The organism is Rubellimicrobium aerolatum (assembly GCF_017872975.1).
Lineage (GTDB): Bacteria > Pseudomonadota > Alphaproteobacteria > Rhodobacterales > Rhodobacteraceae > Rubellimicrobium > Rubellimicrobium aerolatum.
In genome coordinates, this window is record NZ_JAGGJP010000005.1 from 1 (window position 1) to 13,972 (window position 13,972).

The following is a 13,972-nucleotide window of genomic DNA, read 5'->3' on the forward strand; positions in this document are numbered from 1 at the left end:
TGCCGAACGACCCCATGTCCTCCAGCCGGCCGCCCACCTGCACCCCATACAGGTCCACGGACGAGCGGCCAATCGTGATGACGTCAAGAGGCTTGTGAGACATGAGATCCGGTCCCTTACCCGAGGATTTCGGAGACGATCACGGCGCGGCCTTCCTGCGCCGAGCGGAGCGCCGCGTCGGCCAAGACCAGGGCCTTGAGGCCGTCCTCGCCGGTGGTGGGGGTCTCGCCCTTCGCGCTCACCGCCGCGATGAAGCCCTCAATCTCGTTGGCATAGGCCTCGGTGTAGCGGGTCATGAAGAAGTTGAGGAGCGGCGGGCGGGTGAAGCCTTGGGCGTTGGCGATCTCGATATTGGCCTCGCGCTGGTTCTCGGCGGCCACCGAGCCCTTGGAGCCCAGCACCTCGATGCGCTGATCGTAGCCGTAGGTGGCACGGCGCGAGTTGGTGATGATCGCCTGCCGACCCGAAGCCGTCTTGAGGATGACGTTGACCGAATCGTAATCCCCGAGGTCGCCGATGGCGGGGTCGGTGAGGACGGAGGCCTGGGCCACCACGGTCTCGGGCTCCTCGCCCAGGAGCCAGCGGGCCATGTCGAAGTCGTGGATGGTCATGTCGCGGAAGATGCCGCCCGAGCGCTTGATGTAGTCGGCGGGCGGGGCGCCGGGGTCGCGCGAGGAGATCGTCACCATCTCCACCTCGCCGATGGCGCCGCCGTCGATGGCGGCCTTGACGGCCATGAAGTCGGGGTCGAAGCGGCGGTTGAAGCCGACCATGAGCGTGCCGCCGTTGGCCTTTACGGCCGCGAGGCAGCGCCGCACCCGCTCCACCGAGAGGTCGATGGGCTTCTCGCAGAAGACCGCCTTGCCGATGGCGGTGAACTGCTCGATCAGGTCGGCGTGGGTGTCGGTGGGCGTGCAGATCACCACGGCGTCGATGTCGGGGCTTTGGGCGATCTCGTCGATGCTGCGGACGGCGATGCCGTAGCCCTCGGCGAGGGACTGGGCGGCGGCCGGGATGGCGTCGGCGACGGCGACGAGCTCGGCGTCGGGGTTGTTGCGGATGGCCCGCGCGTGCACCTTGCCGATGCGGCCCGCGCCTAGGAGCCCGAATTTGACGGTCATGTGTGGTCCTTGCCTTGGATGGTGCGGTCCCCGGCGGCGCGGGGGCCGTGGTGAAGGGGTCAGAGCGCGGCGGCGGCGAGGTTCTGCGACTTGGCGCCGGTGATGTAGGCGACGACGTCCTGGCCGTCGGTCTCCTCCTTGCGGAGGTTGGCGACGATGCGCCCGCGCCGGAAGACGATGATCCGGTCCACGAGGTCGAAGACCTGCCGCATGTTGTGGGAGATCAGGATCAGGGATTCGCCGTTGTCCTTGAGGGTGCGGACGATGTTCTCGACCTGCGCCGTCTCCTGTACGCCGAGCGCGGCCGTCGGCTCGTCCATGATGATGAGCTTGGAGGCGAAGGTCGCGGCGCGGGCGATGGCGACGCATTGGCGCTGGCCGCCCGACATGTGGCGGATGGTGTTGCCGAGGTTCGGGATCTTGACCGCCGTGCGCTTGAGCGCGGCCTCGGTCGCCTGTCGCATGGCCTTGCGGTCGAGGATGGAGAAAGGGCCGAGGTTGAACAGGATCTTCTCGCGACCCAGGAACAGGTTGGAGGGCACGTCGAGGTCGTCGGCCAGCGCGAGGTTCTGGAACACCGCCTCGATCCCGGCCTCGCGGGCGTGGAGGGGGCCGGGGAAGTCCACCTCCCGGCCGTCGAACCAGACCTTGCCGGAGGTGCGGCGCTCGACCCCGGTGATCTGGCGGACGAAGGTGGACTTGCCCGCGCCGTTGTCGCCCATGATCGCCACATGCTCGCCCTGGCGAAGCTCGAAGTCGGCGTCCACGAGGGCGTGCACGCCGCCGTAGTGCTTGGTCAGGCCCTCGGTTCTGAGGATGATGTCGGACATGATGTTCCCCCTAGCCGCGCGTGCCGCGACGGCGCTGCCGCCAGACGTCGAGCACCACCGCGCCCACGATGATCGCGCCCTTCACCATCTCCTGATAGTAGGCGTCGAGCTTGAGGAAGGTGAAGCCGGAGATGATGACGCCGAAGATCAGGGCGCCCAGCACGGTGCCGACGATCGAGCCGCGCCCGCCGGAGAGCGACACGCCCCCGATCACCGCCATGGCGATGGCGTCGAGTTCGTACATCACGCCCATGCCGGCCTGGGCGGTCAGATTCTTTGAGGACAGCACCAAGGCGGCGACGGCGGCCAGCAGCCCGGCGATGGCGTAGACGAGGACCTTGTGCCGCTCCACGTTGATGCCGGACATCCGCGCGGCCTCCTCGTTGGAGCCGATGGCGTAGCAGCGCTTTCCGTAGAGCGTGAACTTGAGCATCAGGTGGAAGAGGATGGCCAGCGCCAGGAAGATGACGACCGGCATCAGGCCCTTGCCGATCCCGGCGAAGGGTTCGGTCGGGAAGGAGATCGGCTCGCCCTTGGTCCACCACTTGGCGACGCCGCGCGCCGTCACCATCATGCCCAGCGTGGCGATGAAGGGCGGGATCTTGGTGTAGGCGATGAGCGACCCGTTGATGAGGCCGGCGAGAAGGCCGCAGGCGAGGCCGACGAGGACGGGGACCAGCACCGGCAGGTCCACCCAGCCCTGTTCGAGGAACACCGCCTTGGGGTTGGGGTTGCCGTTGACGGTGGCGACCTGGGCGAAGCTCATGGCGATCATGGCGGTCGCGCCGACGACCGAGCCCGCGCTGAGGTCGATGCCGCCCGAGATGATGACCTGGGTGATGCCGATGGCGATGATGCCGACGATCGACACCTGAAGGATGATGATCTGCAACCGCGCTTGGTTGAAGAACGTGTCCACGTTGTCCCGCGTGTTGAGCAGGAAGCTGTCGCCGAGGAGCGCGCGCCCGAGAAGCTCGAAGGCGGCGACGATCAGCACAAGGGCGATCAGCACGTTGAGTTCCTGCGGCAACTGCCGCTTGGAGTGGTCGTAGGTCAGGCCACCCACCCCGAAAGTTGTCTGCGCCACGTCGCGACCTCCTGGCTTGTGCGCGGGCCGGGGGAGCCCCGGTCCGTGGGGAGGCGGCGCAGGGGCGCGCCGCCTCCGGGCTTGGGCGTGGGAATCAGTTCTTGGCGAGGAACTGGTCGATGTTGGCGGGCGTCACGAGCTGGAAGGGGATGTAGACCTTCTGGTCCACCGCCTCGCCCCGCGCGAGCTTGAGGGCGGCGTCGAGCGAGCCTTGGCCCTGGCCGGCGGCGTCCTGGAACACGGTCACGTCGAGCTCTCCGGCCTGCATCGCCGCGAGGGCGTCCTGCGTGGCGTCGATGCCGGCGACGATGACCTGGTCCATGGCGATGCCCGAGGCCTTCATCGCCTGGATCGCGCCGATCGCCATCTCGTCGTTGTTGGAGATGAGCGCGTCGAAAGGCGCCCCGGTCGAGAGCCAGTTGGTCATCAGGTTCTGCGCCTGATCGCGCGACCAGTTGGCGGTCTGCTGGTCGATGATGTTCAGGGTCACGCCGCAGTCGCCCGAGGCGATCACGTCGTGGATGTCCTGGGTGCGCTGCACGGCGGCCTGGTTCGACAGCTCGCCCTGCATGACGTAGACCTGGGCGTCGGTCGTTCCGGCCTCGGCCAGGAGGCGGCAGACCTCGAGCGTTTCCAGGGTGCCGGACTCCACCTCGTTCGAGGCCACGAAGGCCTGGTTGTCGGGGAGCGTGTCGACGTTGATGGGTTCGCGGTTGACGTAGACCAGCGGCACGCCGGCGGCGGCGGCGGCGTCGGACATCGCCTGGGTGGCCGAGGTGTCCACCGGATTGACGATGATCGCGTCCACGCCGGAGGCGATGAAGTTGTTGATCTGGTCGAGCTGGCGGGCCACGTCGTTCTGCGCGTCCTCGACCTGCAGTTCCACGCCGTCGAGCGTGCCGGCATACTCCTCCATGCCGTTCCGCAGCACGGTCAGGAAGTTGTCGTCGAAGAGCGCCATGGAGACGCCCACCGTCTCGGCCATGGCGCTGGTGGACAGGAGGCCGGCGAAACCGGCCAGGATCAGGGTCTTGTTCATTCGTTTCCTCCCCAAGGCGGCGTCCGGCCCGCCGCGATTTGTTCGTGCCGGAAGACCGCCCTCCCCGGACGGCCCGATTCTTGGCGGCCCTTGGTCAGGCCGCCTTGGCCGCGAGCCGGGCGGCGATGAAGTCCATGGACCGGCGCAGGTCGCCGACCGGGTCGGCGCTGGCATGGGTCTCGGGCGCGAAGGCCTCGAAGCTGATGGGGCCGCGGCAGCCCGCCGATTCGAGCGCGCGGATCTGCTCGATGTTGCCGAGCCGGTCGGCGCCGTCCACGAGGACGCGGTGCTGGTCGCCCATGTCGCCGACGGCGAGCGAGGGATCGACCACGCCCGAGACGTGGATGATGCCCGTGTGCTGCGGGAAGATCGGGCCGCCGTGGGCGAGGTGGTGGTGGAAGGTGTCGTGCACCAGCTTGAAGCGGCCCGTGGCGTTCAGCGCCTCGATGGCCTCCACCGCCTCGGTCTTGTAACGAAGGGCGCAGATCTCGAAGCCCAGGGGCTCGACGAGGCCCACGAGGCCGTGGTCCTCCAGCAGGGGCTTCAGTTCCCTGAGGGCGACGCGCAGGTTGGCCTGACGCTCGCCGTTGCCCATGCCGCCGTTGTCGTTGCGAGGGATGAGGCTCACCGCCTCGGCGCCGCAGGCCACCGCGACCTTCATCAGCGCCAGCGCCTCCTCGCGCTTGGCGGGGGACCAGTCGTTGAACCGCTTGACCTCGGCCAGCGCGAGGATGCGGAGGCCCTTCTCGCGGGCCAGATCGCCCGCCGCCTCAGGGGCCAAGCCGTCGAGGAGCGGCTGGGGCAGGTCGTTGCGGACCTCGACGCCCACGCAGCCCAGCGCGGCGGCGGCATCGAGAAGCTCGACGAACGACAGGCGGGCCACGGTCATGTGGTTGATGGCGAACGGCAGCATCTGTGCATCCTTCCTCCCGCGTGGCGGCGCCGTTGCTCGACGCTCCCTGTCCCGCGTGTTCCCGGCGACTGCTTGACGGTTCGCACACCGTCCGTCAACGCAGGCGGGACGCATTTTCCTCATTCACGAAGTTTCCATCATCAAGATTGTGATGGTTTTTCATCATACAGATTCGGGAAGGACCAGTTCGGGACGGAGGAAGTGCTGGCCCGCGACCTCGGACGGCCCCTGCCGCACGGCGTCGGCCATGAGCCGCACGAGGTCGTCGCAGAGCTGCGGCAGCGGCGTGGAGATCACCATCGTCGCGAAGCCGTCGATCAGCGCCGAGCGGGATTCGGGCGTGACCTCGTTGACGATGAGGCAGACCTCGCCGGGCTTGCGAACCTCGCGCAGGGCGGCGATGGCGCCCTCCATGCCGCCGCCCGCGACGTAGATGCCGCGCAGTTCGGGGTGGCGGTCGAGGAGGTCGAGCGTCGCCTCGTAGGTGAGCTGGCGGGTTTCAAGGTTCACCAGCGTGTCAAGGATCTGGAACTGCGGCGCGTATTCGCGGAACCAGCTTCGGAAGCCCGCCTCGCGCAATTCGTGGCCGTGCCAGCGGTAGCCGCCGACGAAGACCGCGACCTTGCCGGGCCGGTGCGCGGCCAAGCCGATCACCGAGGCGGCAATGCGCCCGACCTTGACGTTGTTGAGCCCAAGGTAGTTCTGCCGGATGCCTTGGGCGAAGTCGTTGAGGAGCGCGAAGGTGGGGCTGCCCTCGGCCTTGAGGGTGACGACGGCGTCGGTCACATCCGGGTGCGTCACGGCGCTGGCGGCCACGGCGTCGGCCCGGCCCCGCATCGCGAGGAGGAGGGAGGCGAAGTCCGACGGAGCCTGCGAGGCCGCGAACTCCAGCATCAGCTTGACGCGGACCCCGGTGGCGCGGCGGGCCGCCGCTTCCAGCTCGGCGGCGAAAGCCTGGTAGAAGGCCTGACGCTCCTTGTGGAGGACGACGCCCATCCGAAGCGTCGGCAGGTCGGTCTGGAGCCGCTGGGCGATCAGGGGCGCGGCGTGGTAGCCGATCCGGCGCGCGGCCTCGTAAACGCGTTGGGCGGTCTCCTCGCGCACCTGCTCGCGGCCGTTCAGGACGCGGTCCACCGTCGCCTGGCTGACGCCCGCCGCCTTGGCGACATCCTGGATGGTCGGTCGGCGGGCCATTCCGGCTCCTGATGTAATCACCTCAATTCAGGACTTCACTTGTGAGGCGTTCTGAGGAAATGTCCAGCGCGGATGTTGGGGAACCACGTCGCGCGGCCTTATGGGACGTGCCAGATCGACCCCGCATTCGGAGGAGGAACACATGCGCAAGAGGAACTACAGCCTGCTCGGCCCCGACGGCCAGCGCGCCGTCGAGAGCGGATTGGCGGCCGCCGAGTGGTACCACACCGAGGTGCCGCGCAAGGTCATGAAGGAGCTGATGCAGCGCAAGGATGGCCCCGCCATCCGCGACACGATCCTTTGGCTGGGCGCGATGGTCGTGCTGGCGGGGGTCGCGGTCGCGCTGTGGGTGGGCGGGCATCCCTGGCTGTCGGTGCCGTTCTGGCTGGCCTATGGCGTGCTCTATGGCTCGGCCTCGGATTCGCGCTGGCATGAGTCGTCCCATGGGACCGCGTTCAAGACGCCGTGGATGAACAACGTCGTCTACGGGATCGCCTGCTTCATGATCGTGCGGAACCCGCACACCTGGCGCTGGAGCCACGCGCGGCACCACACCGACACCTACATCGTCGGCCGCGACCCGGAGATCGCCATCATGCGTCCGCCGGAGATGGCGAAGCTGTTCCTGAACTTCTTCGGCATCCTCGACGCCTGGAACGGCTGGGGCCGGATGCTCTACAACGCCGCCGGCAAGATCCACCCGGAGGAGCAGACCTTCGTTCCGCAGAGCGAATGGCCCAAGGTCATCCGCGTGGCGCGCATCTGGACGCTGATCTACGCCGCGACGATCGCCGTGGCGGTCGCGACGGGCTCGGTCGTGCCGCTGCTGCTGGTCGGGGGGCCGCGCCTCTACGGGGCATGGCACCACATCATGACGGGGCTGCTCCAGCACGGGGGTCTGGCGGACAACGTCATCGACCACCGGCTGAACTCGCGGACCGTCTACATGAACCCGATCTCGCGGTTCATCTACTGGAACATGAACTACCACGTGGAGCATCACATGTTTCCGATGGTGCCGTATCACGCGCTGCCCCGGCTGCACGAGATCATCAAGCACGACCTGCCCAAGCCGAACGACTCCATCGCGCAGGCCTTTGGCGAGATGTGGCCGGCGATCCGGCGGCAGCTTCGTTACGAGGATTACTTCCTCAAGCGCGAGTTGCCGGCCACCGCCAAGCCCTACCGCGAGGACTTCCACCTCTCGGCGCTCGGCAGCGGGACCGTTGCGGCCGAGTGACCCGGACCCATCGGCCGGAGCCCTTCGGGGGTCCGGCCCAACAGACTTCATGACCTCAGGGAAGGACCGAAGATGCCCCAATGGATCGACGCGTGCGCGGTCGATGAGATCGACGAGGAGGACGTCATGCGCTGGGACCACGGCGGCAGGACCTACGCGATCTACCACAGCCCCGACGGCGAGTTCTTCTGCACCGACGGGATGTGCACCCACGAGAACGTCCACCTCGCGGGGGGGCTGGTGATGGACTACGTGATCGAGTGCCCCAAGCATAACGGCCAGTTCGACTACCGCACCGGGGCTGCCAAGCGCGCGCCGGTCTGCGTGAACCTGCGCACCTACCCGGCCAAGGCCGAGGGCGGGCGCGTGCTCGTGCAGGTGGGCTGAGTGCGCGCCTCCTCGCGGAAATGGACGGTCGCCGACCTGCGGGCGGCGAAGGGAAGCCACCAGTTCGCCATGCTGCGCGTCGAGACCATCGACGAAGCGGCGGCGGCGGAGGCGGCGGGCGTGGAGCTGCTGTCGGTGCCGCCGGAGATGCTGGCGGACCCGCGCTTCCGGCAGGTCGCGCCGAATGCCTTCGCCTGTCCGGGCATGAACTTCTACGAGGTCGGTGGGGCCGACGACTTCCTGCGCTGGGCCTTCCCGCTCTGGGCGCAGGGGGCGGATGCGGTCTATTGCTCGGGCTCGCTCGCCACCGTGCGGGCGCTGACAGAGAACGGCATCCCCGTCTGCGGGCACGTGGGGCTGGTGCCGTCCAAGTGCACCTGGACGGGTGGCTTCAAGGCAGTGGGCAAGACGCTGGACAGCGCGAAGCGGCTTTGGGAGTCGTGCCTCGCCTACGAGGAGGCGGGGGCCTTTGCCGTCGAGATCGAGGTCGTGCCGCAGCAGATCACCGAGGCCATCGCCGAGCGGACGGGGCTGTTCCTGATCTCCATGGGCGGCGGGGCCGGGGGGCACGCGCAATACCTGTTCACCGACGACGTGCTGGGGCAGACCGCCGGGCACATCCCGCGCCATGCCAAGGTCTACGCGGACTTCCGCGCCGAGCACGCGCGGTTGCAGGAGAAGCGGATCGCGGCGATGCGGGCCTTCGCGGACGACGTGCATGGCGGGGCCTACCCGTCGCGCGAGCATGTCGTGAACGCGGCCGACGAGGTGACCCAGCAGTTCCGGGAGTGGCTGGCGCATAATTAGGCGATCCGCAGGATCACGGGGGGCGCGTCGGTGAGCGTGCCCTCCAGACGGTCGCCGGGGCCGACCGGGCCGACGCCGGCGGGGGTGCCCGTCAGGATGAGGTCGCCGGGGCCGGGCGTGTAGAGCGTGCGGAGATGCGCGAGGAGCGCGTCGATGCCGTGGATCATGTCCGAGATCGGCGCGCGCTGGCGGAGGTCGCCGTTCACGCTGAGGGTGAGTTCGGCGTCGGGAGCCGGGGCGCCCTGGACCAGCGGGGCGACGACTGCCGAGCCTTCCCAGTCCTTCGACACGTCCCACGGCTTGCGGGCCTCCTTGGCGCGGGCCTGGAGGTCGCGGCGGGTCATGTCAAGGCCGACGCCGTGGGCCCAGACCTCGCCGCCCTGCCCCAGCGCCAGGACCAGCTCGACCTCGTGGTGGAGGTCGTCCGTGCCCGGCGGATAGGGGAGGATCGCATCGGAGGGGAGGAGGCCGAAGGGGGACTTGGTGAACCAGAACGGCTCGGAGCGGTCCACGGCGTTGCCCATCTCCGCCGCGTGGGCGGCGTAGTTGCGGCCAACGCAGAAGATGCGGGCGACGGGATAGGTCAGATCGGTGCCGGCGACGGGAAGCTCGGGCAGCGGGCGGGCGGCGAAGGCCTGGGGCATCGGGGACTCCTGTTCATGTCATGGGCGCGGCGAATCGCCGGACCCTTTGTGGGGTTCATGCGAGTCAGGCTAACCCCAAGGGATGAACAAGGTCCGACAGCAACGCGCGTAAGCGTGACGGAATCTTAATGGATCGTCAGGACGGGGTGCGGGAGGGGTGTGATTCGCGGGACTCAGGGCGTCGGATCGGGGAGGGTTCGTGGGGCAGGCTTCAGCGCGCCATGCCTCGTCCGATCAACCCGCGCGAGTGGCCGGGGAGCGTGGTGGGGTGCAACCCCACCCTACGATGCGATGACGCTTCAGCGCAGGCCGTCGGTCGCGATCTGGCGGGCGAGTTGCAGGGTCGCCTGGCCGCGTGCGCTCGCGATGGCGGCGGGGCCGGGGTCGGGCGGGAGGGGGACGGCCACGCGGAACTCGCGGGCGCGGTCGCGGCCGGTGCCGTCCTGGGAGGCGACGAAGTACTGGCCCCGGATGACGAAGGCGCCGGCGGTGGCGTCGGCGACGATCTCGGCCACCCGGACATCGACCTGGGCCTGGGCGCGCTCCTCGAAGGGCCAGGGCTCGGGGGCGCTGCGGGCGCCGGTGAGCGCCCCGAGGGTGCGGGAGAGGTCGAGCGTCAGGGCGCGGGCCGGGTCGTCGGCGAGGACGGCGCGGGGGACGGCGGTCAGCGCCCCGCCCTGCCCCTGCACGTAGATGCGATCGTCCTGCGCGTAGGCGGGGAGCGACACGTCCAGCACCTCGACGGAGGCGAAGGCCACGCCCACCCTCTCGGAGGCCGGGGCGGGCGGGACCGCGAGGCGCAGGGGCTCGCGCGAGCAGGCGGCGAGGAGGAGGACGAGGACGAGGGAGGCCGGGCGATGGATCATCAGTCGCGTCCGAAGATGAGGGAGTTGGGGTTGCGCTCGATGGTGCGGGCGAGCGCGGCCACGGCGTCGGCGGCGGCGGCGACCTCGCGGATGGCGGCCTGCGCCTCGCGCACGACGCCGGAGGAGGAGTCGAAGCCCGCCACGGTGGCGGTCGCCTGGTCGAGCAGCGCGCTGGCGCGTTCGACCAGCGCGGGCAGGCTGGTGGCGGCGTCGCGGGCGGCGGCGAGCGTGGCGTTGGCGTTGGCGATCACGCCGCCCTCGCGCGCCTCGCGCAGCAGCGCCTCGACCTCGGCCAGCGCGGCGGACAGGTCGGCGGGGAGCTGCTGCGCGCCTTCGGAACCCACCAGCGCGTCGGCGCTGGCGGAGAGCGCGGTGAGCTCGGCCACCAGCTCCCCGACGGGGAGGGCGTTGGCCTTGGCCACCAAAGCGTCGATGCGCCGGGTGAGCTGCGGCAGGTCGTCGGCGGCGGACTGGACGGACTGCGCGGCCTGATCGGCGGCGGCGATGGCCGAGGCGAGGCGGGTTCCGAGCTCGCCGTCGTCGAGGTCGGAGAGGATCGCGCGGGCCTCGGAGAGGGTGGCGGTCGCCTCGGTGGAGAGCTGGCCGAGCTGGGCCGGAAGCTCCTGCACGCCGGGCTGCGCCAGGAGGGCGCGGGCGTCGGCGGAAAGGCCCGAGACCTCGGCCAGCAGGTCCTCCACGGGGAGGGCCTGGGCCTTGGCGGCGACGGCGTTGAGGTTGTCGATGAGGGCGGGGACGCCCGCCGTCGCCTCGCCGATGCGGGCGACGGCGGTGTTGGCGGTATCCACGGCGGCGAGGATGCGGCCGATGGCGTTCTGCTCGCGCAAGCTGTCCAGGCTTTCGCGGATGCCGTTGATGGTGGCGTCGATGTCGGCGAGCGTCTGCGAGAGCTGGCCGGGGAGCGCCTGCACCTCGGGCGAGGCGGTGACGTTGCGGAGGTCGCCCAGGAGGCCGTTGATCTGGCCGGGCACCGCCTGCGTCTCGGGCGAGCCGACCAGCGTCGCGGCGTTGTCGAGGAAGGCGGTGGCGGAGTCGAGCAGGTCCTCGATGGGGAGGTTCGAGACGCGGGTCAGCACGTCCTGCGCCTGCCCCGCCACGTCGGCGATCTGGGCCTCGGCGGTGGGGAGGGCGGGGAACGGGAGCGCGGCGAGGTCGATCTCGCCGGGGGGGAGGTCGGGCAGTTCGAGGAGCTGGACCTTGAGGCCGCCGAGGAGGCCGGCGGAGGCGAGCTGCGCGCGAAGGCCGCGCGCCACGCGGGCCTGGAGGGCGTCGAGCACCTCCTCGCGGCCGGCGTCGCCTTCGAGGCCGAGGCGGGCGGGCTGGAGGGCGAGGACGGCCTGGAGATGCACCTCCTCGTCGCCGAAGCGTTCGGGGTCGAGGAGGCCGTTCACGTCCGTCACCTCGCCGATGCGGAGGCCGTCGAGCTCGACCGGGGCGCCGACGGCGAGGCCGGCGATGTCGCCCGAGAAGATGGCGAGGAGGGACAGGACCGGCGAGTTCGGGTCGGTGTAGATCGAGTCGCGGGCGTAGGATTCGTAGAGGAAGGCCTCGAACACGTCGCCGTCGCGGGCGGGCTGGGCGCCCGAGACGAAGGTGTCGAAGGCGAGGCCGCCGACGATGAGCGAGGACAGCGAGTCGAAGTCCACCTCGGCCCCGCCCGAACCGACGGAGAGGCTGAAGCCCGAGGCATCCCAGAACACGGTCGCCTCGGTCACGAGGCGGTCGTAGGGGGCGAAGATGACGGCGGGGGCGGTGACGGAGATGCCGTCCGTGCCCACCACGGGGTCGCCCACCTGCCCGACGGTGACGCCCTGGTAGATGATCGGCACCGCCGAGGTCAGCGTGCCGTCGGTGGAGCGGAGGGTGAATTCGAGGCCCTCCTGCCCGACGCCGAGGAGGGGCGTGGTGGCGAGGCCCTGGAAGCGTTCGGCGGGCTCGCTGCGGGCGTTGTCCCAGGTGCCCTCGATGAAGACGCCGGAGAGCACGGTCTCCAGGCCGGTGATGCGCTGGGTGGTGATCTCGGGGCGGACGACCCAGAAGCGGGCGTCGGCGTCCACGAAGGGCGCCACCTCGCGGTCGAGGCGGACGGAGACGATGACGCGGGCGAGGTCGGGGGTGAAGCGGACCCGTTCGACGAGGCCGACGGCGACGTTGCGGTAGCGCAGCTCGGTCTGGCGGGCCACCACGCCGGCGGCGTCCTCGAACTCGATCTCGATGAGGGGGCCCTGCTCGCGGAAGCTGCTCCAGGCGACGCCGAGGGCGATGGCGAGCGCGGCGAGCGGGACGAGCCAGATGACGGACACGCGCTGCCAGAGGCTTCGCCGGGCGGAGGCGACGGGGATCGGGGGGATGGGGTCGGTCATGCGGGGCGTTCGGCCTCCGGCTCCGCCTGGGCGCGGGCGTCGGCCTCCGTTTCCGCTTCGGCGCGGGCCTTGGCCTCCGTCTCCGCTTCGGCGCGGGCCTCGATGCCGTCCCAGATCATGCGGGGGTCGAAGGCCTGGGCCGAGAGCATCGTGAAGATCACCGAAAGCGCGAAGGCGAGGGAGGCGGGGCCGGGGCTGATCGAGGCCACGACGTTGAGTTGCACGAGGGAGGCGAGGATCGCAACCACGAACACGTCGATCATCGACCAGCGGCCGATGTAGTCCACGATCTCGTAGAGGCGCATCCGCAGGCCCGGCGCCATCCGCGAGCCGTGGCGGACGGACATGGCGAGGAAGGCGATGCAGACGAACTTGGCGAAGGGGATGCCGACGCTGGCGACGAGGATGACCAGCGCGATGCCGGCCGAGCCGTGGAGCAGGAGCTCCACCGCGCCGCCGACGATGGTGGAGTCCTGGGTGGAGAAGAGCGTCCGGGTCTCCAGCATCGGGTAGATGTTGGCGGGGAGGTAGGCCATGAGGCCCGCCGCCCACCAGGCCCAGACGCGGCTGAGGCTGCGGGGGTCGCGCGACACGAGCCGGCCGCCGCAGCGGCCGCAGCGGTCCTGGCCCATGGGCCAGACGCGCGAGCAGCGGCGGCAGGCCACGAGGCCGGCGTCGCGGGCGGTGACGTGGAGGAGGCCGGCTTCGGGGACCGGGGTCATCGGGCGGGGCTGATCGACTGCCAGACCGACCAGCGGCAGACGATCTGGTCCTGGGCGACGGTGACGACCACCAGCCCCGCGAACATCCAGAAGGCGGGGCCGAGCGAGACCTGGGCGAGGTCGGCGATCTTCACGAGCGAGACGGCGCAGCCGATGGCGAAGATCTCGGCCATGGACCAGGGGCGCAGGGATTCGGCGAGGCGGAAGGCGCGGGCGGCCTGGGCGGGCGGCGGGCGGTCGAAGACGATGGGGACCAGCGTGTAGAGGATCAGCATGGCGCGCATCAGCGGCAGGACCAGGATCGCCGCCGTCACCGCGAGCGAGACGAGGAGGAGGGGGCCGCCGACGAAGCTGGTCGCCACCTCCCAGAGGGTCGCCTGCTGCCAGAGGCCCCGCGCCTCGATGCGGAGGAACGGGAACCAGAGCGAGCCCACCACCAGCACCACCGCCGTCAGCGCCAGCGCGATCACGACCATGCCGGCGTGGCGGCGGGGCGAGATGAGGACGGTGTGGCAGCGGGCGCAGGTGGCGCGGCTGCCATCGGGCACCTCGGCGGCGCGATAGATGGCGTCGCATTCCGGGCAGGCGATCAGGTCCGCCGCCGCCGTGCCCGCGATGATGCCGCCGTCCGCCATGGTCCCCGATCCGGTCGCCCGGCCCCTATCTAGGCCCGCCGGGCGGGAAGGCCAAGCGCGCCAGCCCCCCGACGCCGGGTCAGGCAGGGGCCGGGTCAGGCAGGGG

Annotated in this window: 14 protein-coding genes; 3 read left to right on the forward strand and 11 right to left on the reverse strand. The window is 70.2% G+C overall.

The features are described 5' to 3' along the window. Positions 1–116 precede the first annotated feature (116 nt). The 6 genes from iolG to J2Z33_RS07185 form a co-directional block, all read right to left on the reverse strand. Positions 117–1,121 carry an inositol 2-dehydrogenase gene (iolG, locus tag J2Z33_RS07160; protein WP_209839361.1) on the reverse strand — a complete coding sequence of 335 codons (1,005 nt, stop codon included), beginning with the start codon at positions 1,119–1,121 and terminating at the stop codon, positions 117–119. 59 nt (positions 1,122–1,180) lie between these two features. Next, complete coding sequence (locus tag J2Z33_RS07165) at positions 1,181–1,951, reverse strand: ATP-binding cassette domain-containing protein (RefSeq protein ID WP_245218688.1); 771 nt, start codon at positions 1,949–1,951, stop codon at positions 1,181–1,183. A gap of 10 nt (positions 1,952–1,961) precedes the next feature. Next, complete coding sequence (locus tag J2Z33_RS07170) at positions 1,962–3,038, reverse strand: ABC transporter permease (RefSeq protein WP_209839363.1); 1,077 nt, start codon at positions 3,036–3,038, stop codon at positions 1,962–1,964. A gap of 94 nt (positions 3,039–3,132) precedes the next feature. Then, the gene (locus J2Z33_RS07175) at positions 3,133–4,077 is read right to left on the reverse strand and encodes a sugar ABC transporter substrate-binding protein (RefSeq protein WP_209839365.1); all 945 of its coding nucleotides are present in this window, start codon (positions 4,075–4,077) and stop codon (positions 3,133–3,135) included. 94 nt (positions 4,078–4,171) lie between these two features. Continuing rightward, positions 4,172–4,990, reverse strand: a complete 819-nt coding sequence (locus tag J2Z33_RS07180) for a TIM barrel protein (protein WP_209839367.1) — start codon at positions 4,988–4,990, stop codon at positions 4,172–4,174. 162 nt (positions 4,991–5,152) lie between these two features. Beyond that, entirely contained in the window at positions 5,153–6,184 is a 1,032-nt protein-coding gene (locus J2Z33_RS07185; RefSeq protein WP_209839369.1) for a LacI family DNA-binding transcriptional regulator, read from the reverse strand. A 142-nt stretch (positions 6,185–6,326) separates the two neighbouring features. Here J2Z33_RS07185 and J2Z33_RS07190 point away from each other — a divergent pair, with 142 nt between their 5' ends. The 3 genes from J2Z33_RS07190 (at position 6,327) to J2Z33_RS07200 (ending at position 8,618) form a co-directional block, all read left to right on the forward strand. Beyond that, positions 6,327–7,424: a fatty acid desaturase family protein gene (locus J2Z33_RS07190; RefSeq protein ID WP_209839371.1), complete on the forward strand. Its 1,098-nt coding sequence runs from the start codon at positions 6,327–6,329 to the stop codon at positions 7,422–7,424. A 72-nt stretch (positions 7,425–7,496) separates the two neighbouring features. Further along, on the forward strand, positions 7,497–7,811 hold the full coding sequence (locus J2Z33_RS07195) for a MocE family 2Fe-2S type ferredoxin (RefSeq protein ID WP_209839373.1): 315 nt from the start codon (positions 7,497–7,499) through the stop codon (positions 7,809–7,811). Next, positions 7,812–8,618, forward strand: coding sequence for a 3-methyl-2-oxobutanoate hydroxymethyltransferase (locus J2Z33_RS07200; RefSeq protein ID WP_342454146.1), 807 nt, complete (start codon positions 7,812–7,814; stop codon positions 8,616–8,618). It begins immediately after the preceding gene. On the opposite strand, the gene J2Z33_RS07205 is transcribed toward J2Z33_RS07200, so the two are convergent. From J2Z33_RS07205 to J2Z33_RS07225, 5 genes are all read right to left on the reverse strand, one after another. Further along, positions 8,615–9,262 (reverse strand): fumarylacetoacetate hydrolase family protein, encoded by a 648-nt coding sequence (locus tag J2Z33_RS07205; protein ID WP_209839375.1) that lies wholly within the window; start codon positions 9,260–9,262, stop codon positions 8,615–8,617. The genes J2Z33_RS07200 and J2Z33_RS07205 overlap by 4 nt on opposite strands. 299 nt (positions 9,263–9,561) lie before the next feature. Then, a complete protein-coding gene (locus J2Z33_RS07210) occupies positions 9,562–10,128 on the reverse strand; it encodes a PqiC family protein (RefSeq protein WP_209839377.1) in 567 nt (188 codons plus the stop codon). After that, complete coding sequence (locus J2Z33_RS07215) at positions 10,128–12,509, reverse strand: MlaD family protein (RefSeq protein ID WP_209839379.1); 2,382 nt, start codon at positions 12,507–12,509, stop codon at positions 10,128–10,130. Before J2Z33_RS07215 ends, J2Z33_RS07210 begins: the two co-directional genes overlap by 1 nt. Further along, positions 12,506–13,231: a paraquat-inducible protein A gene (locus tag J2Z33_RS07220; RefSeq protein ID WP_209839381.1), complete on the reverse strand. Its 726-nt coding sequence runs from the start codon at positions 13,229–13,231 to the stop codon at positions 12,506–12,508. The genes J2Z33_RS07215 and J2Z33_RS07220 overlap by 4 nt, the downstream gene beginning before the upstream one ends. Then, positions 13,228–13,866: a paraquat-inducible protein A gene (locus tag J2Z33_RS07225; RefSeq protein ID WP_209839383.1), complete on the reverse strand. Its 639-nt coding sequence runs from the start codon at positions 13,864–13,866 to the stop codon at positions 13,228–13,230. Before J2Z33_RS07225 ends, J2Z33_RS07220 begins: the two co-directional genes overlap by 4 nt. Positions 13,867–13,972 lie beyond the last annotated feature (106 nt).